Consider the following 5,148-nt stretch of genomic DNA (forward strand, 5'->3'; position numbering starts at 1 on the left):
GCGGGGGCAGGGGCGGCGGTGAAGGCGGCGGGCGCGGCCGTCACGGGCGCCGCGGCGGCCCCGCCGGGCGCCATTCCGGCGTCGCGGACGACGACCCGGCGCAACCCGGTCGGATTTGCCCAGTCCAGCCCGGCCTGACGGGCCATGCCCTGCAGCTGGGCGGCCTCGAACACGATCGAGGGGCCGACCCGGCGGCCGACGACCACATTGGCCGCGCCGTCGGCGCCGTCGAAGATGTCGCCCAGGGTGACCTGGCCGTCGTGATCGACCGGATTGGCCTTCAGCGTGACCGGTCCGGCCAGGGCGGGCCCGGCAAGGGCCAGGGCGACGGCGCTCACGGCCGCGAGGATCAGGGACTTCACGACTTCACCTGCGCGCTGACCGACAGCATCTGGTCGGCCGTGGTGATGACCTTGGAGTTCATCTCATAGGCCCGCTGGGCGATGATCAGGGCCGAGATTTCCGACACCGCGTCGACGTTCGAGCTTTCGGTGAACTTGTGCAGGATGTCGCCGTAGCCGATCTCGCCGGGCGCGCCGACGTTGGCCGGGCCCGAGGCCGCGGTTTCCAGCAGCAGGTTGTCGCCGATGGCTTCCAGGCCCGCCTCGTTGAAGAAGGACGCCAGTTCGATCTGGCCGACGACCTGCGGGGTGGCGTTGCCGTCGGTGAAGACCTGCACCTGGCCCGACTTGGAGATCTGCACATCGACCGCGTCCTGCGGGATGTTGATGTTCGGCTGCACCGCATAGCCGTCGTCGGTGACCAGCTGGCCCTCGCCGTTGATCGAGAAATTGCCGGCGCGGGTATAGGCGGTCTCGCCCGACGGCATCAGGATCTGGAAGTAGCCGCGACCGTCGATGGCCATGTCGTACATGCCGCCGGTGTTGGTCGGGGTGCCCTGGTCGGTGACGCGATACACGGCCCCGGCCTTCACGCCCGCGCCGATCTGGATGCCGGTCGGAACGACGGTGCCCTGGGTGGACGACTGCGCGCCCATCCGCTCGACGTTCTGGTACAGCAGGTCCTGGAACTCGGCCCGTTGGCGCTTGTAGCCGACGGTGTTCATGTTCGCGATGTTGTTGGAGATGACCTCCACGTTCAGCTGCTGGGCGGCCATGCCCGAAGCTGCGGTTCTGAGCGCACGCATGTCTCAGTCCTCCCTTACGAAACCCGGCCCAGACGCTCGACGGAGCGCCGGGACAGTTCGGTGGTGTTCTCGATCATCCGGGTCACGCTCTCGTAGGCGCGCTGGATCTCGATCAGATTGGTGATCTCGAGGATCGGATTGACGTTGGAGCCTTCCAGCATCCCCTGACGCACGCTGGCGTCGGTCGCCTCGACGGAGACGGCGTTGGAGGCGTTGCGGTACAGGCCGTCGCCGCCCTTCTCGAGGGCGCCCAGGGCGTCGAAGCGGACCACCGACAGGCGGCCGACGACTTCCTCGTCCTGGGTGATGGTGCCGTCGGCGCCGACCGAGATTTCACCGCGCGTCGGGTCGAGGATGATCTCGCCGCCGTCGCCCATCACCGCCTTGCCCTGCTTGGTCGTCAGGCGGCCGGTCGGGTCAAGGGTGAAGCCGCCGTCACGGGTGTAGGCCAGGCCGTTCCCGTCCTGCACCGTGAAGAACGCGCCCTCGCCCTCGATGGCGAAGTCCAGCGCGCGGCCGGTCTGGGACAGCGAGCCCTGGCTGAAGTCCCGGCCCACGCCGTTGTCCAGCACGAAGCTGACGCCCGGGCGGACGAAGGCGTTGCGGGCGCGCTCGCCCACCTCTTCGCCGACCAGCAACTGCTCGACCTTGAAGCCGGTGGTGTCGGCGTTGGCGATGTTGTTCGCCACGACGTCCAGCTCGCGGCGCAGGGTCATCTGACGTGACAGTCCGACGTAGGCGGCGTTTTCCACGGGCGGCTCCTTTCGCCCTTCGCCGTCGCAACGGTCGTGCCAACACGGTTAATCCAGCGCCGGCGGGCGTTTCAGCCGCAAAGCTGCTCCGGGCGCCCGGCAGGATTTGCCGATCGTAAACGGCTCATTAACCAAACCCGGCTGAATTGGACGCTGAGATTCTCGGGGCGCGGGGCGCATGCTGAAGCTGGGCAAGAAAAAGGACGCGGACGCCAACCTGCCCGCCGTCACGGACGGCGAGGGCGGGGAGGGCGAGGGCGCGCCCGCCAAGAAGAAGCTGCCGCTGCTGTTCATCATCGTCCCGGCCGCCCTGCTGGTGCTGGGCGGCGGCGGCGCGGCCGCCTTCGTGATGATGCAGCCCAAGTCCGCCGCGGCGGAGGAAGAGGGCGGCCACGGCGCCGAGAAGAAGGATGACGGCCACGGCAAGAAGGCCGAGAAGAAGGGCGGCGGCGGTCACGGCGGCGGCGGCGCGGAGGGCGAGCCCAATCCCGCGCTCGGCACCATCGCCGAGGGCCCTGACGGCGTCACCTTCTACACCCTGCCGGATCTGCTGGTGAACATTCAGTCGGCCGACGGCCGGCCGTCCTTCCTCAAGCTCAAGCTGACGCTCGAGATGCAGGACGCCGAGGTGGCCAGCCACCTGCAGGGCGAGCTGCCGCGGATGCAGGACATGTTCCAGGGCTTCCTGCGCGAGCTGCGTCCCGAGGACCTGGCCGGTTCGGCCGGCAGCTTCCAGCTGCGCGCCGAGATCCTGCGCCGCGTCAACCTGATCGCCGCGCCCGGCAAGGTCGACGCCGTGCTGATCGAAGAAATGCTGGTGCAGTAGGCATGAGCCCGAAAAGTGTCAGCGGTTTTCGGATAAGCTCATGCCCAGGCATGAAGCGCTTCGCCGATGAAATCGGAGAAGCGTGATGTCCGACGCCGCCTTCGCCGACGATCCCTTCGCCGAGCCCCTGGCCGATGAGCGTCCGGTCGCGTCCGAACGCGTCCTGAACCAGGACGAGATCGACAGCCTGCTCGGCTTCGATCTGGGCGAGGACGACGGCTCCGAACGCTCGGGCATCCGCGCCATCATCAACTCGGCCCTCGTCTCGTACGAGCGCCTGCCGATGCTCGAGATCGTCTTCGACCGCCTGGTGCGGCTGATGACGACGAGCCTGCGCAACTTCACCTCGGACAACGTCGAGGTCAGCCTCGACAACATCTCCTCGATCCGCTTCGGCGACTATCTGAACTCCATCCCCCTGCCGGCCATCCTCGCGGTCTTCCGCGCCGAGGAGCTCGACAACTACGGGATGCTGACGGTCGATTCGAACCTGATCTATTCGATCGTCGACGTGCTGCTGGGCGGTCGCCGGGGCACCGCGGCCCTGCGCATCGAGGGCCGTCCCTACACCACCATCGAACGCGTTCTGGTCCAGCGGATGGTCGAGGTCGTGCTGGCCGACGCCCGCGCCGCCTTCGAGCCCCTGACGCCCGTCCACTTCAACCTGGACCGGCTGGAGACCAACCCGCGCTTCGCCGCCATCGCCCGCCCGGCCAACGCCGCCATTCTGGTGAAGCTGCGCATCGACATGGAAGACCGCGGCGGCCGCATCGAGCTGCTGCTGCCCTACGCCACGCTCGAACCCATCCGGAAGATGCTGCTGCAGCAGTTCATGGGTGAGAAGTTCGGTCGCGACAACATCTGGGAAGGCCACCTGGCCACCGAGCTCTGGACCACCGAGACCGAGGTTCGCGCCGTGCTGGACGAGCAGCAGTTGCCGCTCTCCCAGGTGCTCGACTTCAAGGTCGGGGACACCCTGATGCTCAACGTCAATCCGGACTCGCCGATCTCGGTGCGCGCCGGGTCCATTCCGCTGACCGTCGGCCGCATGGGCCGCAAGGGCCAGCACATCGCCGTGCGGGTCGAGGCCCCGGTGAATGTCGAAGCCGCCTCCAGCCTGGTGAAGGGAAAACGTCGATGACCGGCATGATTCTGGACGGCATCCTGATGCTGCTGCTGGTCGCGGCCTTGGGCTATGGCGTGCGGCTGGAGCGCAAGCTGGCGGCCCTGCGCGCCGGGCAACTGGCTTTCGCCTCGGCCGTGACCGACCTGAACACCGCCGCCGGCCGGGCCGAAGCCGCCCTGGCCTCGCTTCGCGCCTCGGGCCAGGAAACCGACCTGCTGCACGACCGCATCGTCAAGGCGCGCGAGGTGAAGGCCCAGCTGGAGCAACTGATCGCCCGTGGCGCCGACTACGTTCCGGCCCGCGCCGAGCGGACGCCCGAGCCCGTCCGCGCCGAAGTCCGCGCCCCCGCGCCGCGCCCGGCTCCGGTCGCCGCCCCGGTCTCCGAGGACGAAGCCCGCGCCGCGCGCATGCAGGCGCTGGCCGAGCGCATCCAGGGTATGGCCGCGCCGGCCCGCCCGACCGCCGCCTCGGGCAACGTCCACGCCATCCTCGGCGCCCTGACCAAGCACGGCGCCGCTAACCAGTCTGCGAAGCAAAGCCTCAACCAGGCGCGTCGCAATCTGGACGACGACCTGTTCGCCGCCTGACCCCCATTCCAAGGACCCGAGTAACCCGCATGGCCAGGATCCCGCGTCTTCTGCCCCTCATCGCCGTCGCCATCGGCGGCGTGGTGGTGATCCGCGCCATCGGCGTGGCGCCCGGTCTGTTCGAGGGCGCCAAGGCCTGGGCCGAGGAAGCCGTGTCGCCGCCGGCCACCGCCGCCGCTCCGGCCGCCGTCTGCGCCCTGACGCCCGAGCAACTGGCCCAGCAGGCCGGCATCTCCCCGGCCGAGCTGCGCATCATCCAGTCCCTGTCCTCGCGCCGCGCCGAGCTGGACGCCCGCGACACCGACTTCGCCTCCATGCTGCCCCTGCTGGCTGCCGCCGAGCAGAAGCTGGACGCCCGCGTCCAGGCCCTCGAGCAGGTCAAGGCCGAGGTCGCCGCCATGCTCGGCCAGGTGGACGAGAAGCAGAAGGCCGAGACCGACCGTCTGGTCGCCGTCTATTCCGCCATGCGTCCGCGTGAGGCCGCCCGCGTCTTCTCGACGCTCGACGACGACGTCCGCCTGCCGGTCGCGGCGGCGATGCGCCCGCGCACCCTGGCCGCCATCATGGCCCAGATGGACCCCGCCGCCGCCCGGTCGCTGACCGAGAAGCTGGCCCGTCGCTTCGAAGCCCAGCAGGCCCTGGCCGCCCGCGCCGCCGCCGCTTCGGCACAGACGCCCGCTCCGGCGGCCGCTGACGCCGCCGCTCCGGCC

6 protein-coding genes and 1 pseudogene are annotated in these 5,148 nt (G+C 69.5%); 4 read left to right on the forward strand and 3 right to left on the reverse strand.

The window, feature by feature from the left end:
- The 3 genes and pseudogenes from VGE03_RS12380 to flgF form a co-directional block, all read right to left on the reverse strand.
- Positions 1 to 362 (reverse strand): annotated as a pseudogene (locus VGE03_RS12380) (flagella basal body P-ring formation protein FlgA); the annotation flags it as partial.
- Positions 359 to 1,147 (reverse strand): flagellar basal-body rod protein FlgG, encoded by a 789-nt coding sequence (gene flgG / locus VGE03_RS12385; protein ID WP_331046780.1) that lies wholly within the window; start codon positions 1,145 to 1,147, stop codon positions 359 to 361. The gene flgG and the pseudogene VGE03_RS12380, both read right to left, overlap by 4 nt.
- Before the next feature lie 14 nt (positions 1,148 to 1,161).
- Positions 1,162 to 1,899 carry a flagellar basal-body rod protein FlgF gene (flgF, locus tag VGE03_RS12390; RefSeq protein WP_331046781.1) on the reverse strand — a complete coding sequence of 246 codons (738 nt, stop codon included), beginning with the start codon at positions 1,897 to 1,899 and terminating at the stop codon, positions 1,162 to 1,164.
- A gap of 178 nt (positions 1,900 to 2,077) precedes the next feature.
- On the opposite strand from flgF, the gene VGE03_RS12395 reads away from it, so the two are divergent.
- From VGE03_RS12395 to VGE03_RS12410, 4 genes are all read left to right on the forward strand, one after another.
- A complete protein-coding gene (locus VGE03_RS12395) occupies positions 2,078 to 2,725 on the forward strand; it encodes a flagellar basal body-associated FliL family protein (RefSeq protein ID WP_331046782.1) in 648 nt (215 codons plus the stop codon).
- 85 nt (positions 2,726 to 2,810) lie between these two features.
- Entirely contained in the window at positions 2,811 to 3,866 is a 1,056-nt protein-coding gene (gene fliM / locus VGE03_RS12400) for a flagellar motor switch protein FliM (RefSeq protein ID WP_331046783.1), read from the forward strand.
- On the forward strand, positions 3,863 to 4,438 hold the full coding sequence (locus VGE03_RS12405) for a DUF6468 domain-containing protein (RefSeq protein ID WP_331046784.1): 576 nt from the start codon (positions 3,863 to 3,865) through the stop codon (positions 4,436 to 4,438). Before fliM ends, VGE03_RS12405 begins: the two co-directional genes overlap by 4 nt.
- A 29-nt stretch (positions 4,439 to 4,467) precedes the next feature.
- The coding region (locus VGE03_RS12410; RefSeq protein WP_331046785.1) for a MotE family protein at positions 4,468 to 5,148 on the forward strand (681 nt) is incomplete at its 3' end.

The sequence above is a fragment of the Brevundimonas sp. genome (assembly GCF_036400995.1).
Taxonomy (GTDB): domain Bacteria; phylum Pseudomonadota; class Alphaproteobacteria; order Caulobacterales; family Caulobacteraceae; genus Brevundimonas.

Bases quoted from the DNA above. Each gene is read 5' to 3' on its own strand.
- flgG (WP_331046780.1), bottom strand. From the start codon at position 1,147: ATGCGTGCGCTCAGAACCGCAGCTTCGGGCATGGCCGCCCAGCAGCTG.
- VGE03_RS12395 (WP_331046782.1), top strand. From the start codon at position 2,078: ATGCTGAAGCTGGGCAAGAAAAAGGACGCGGACGCCAACCTGCCCGCC.
- fliM (WP_331046783.1), top strand. From the start codon at position 2,811: ATGTCCGACGCCGCCTTCGCCGACGATCCCTTCGCCGAGCCCCTGGCC.
- VGE03_RS12405 (WP_331046784.1), top strand. From the start codon at position 3,863: ATGACCGGCATGATTCTGGACGGCATCCTGATGCTGCTGCTGGTCGCG.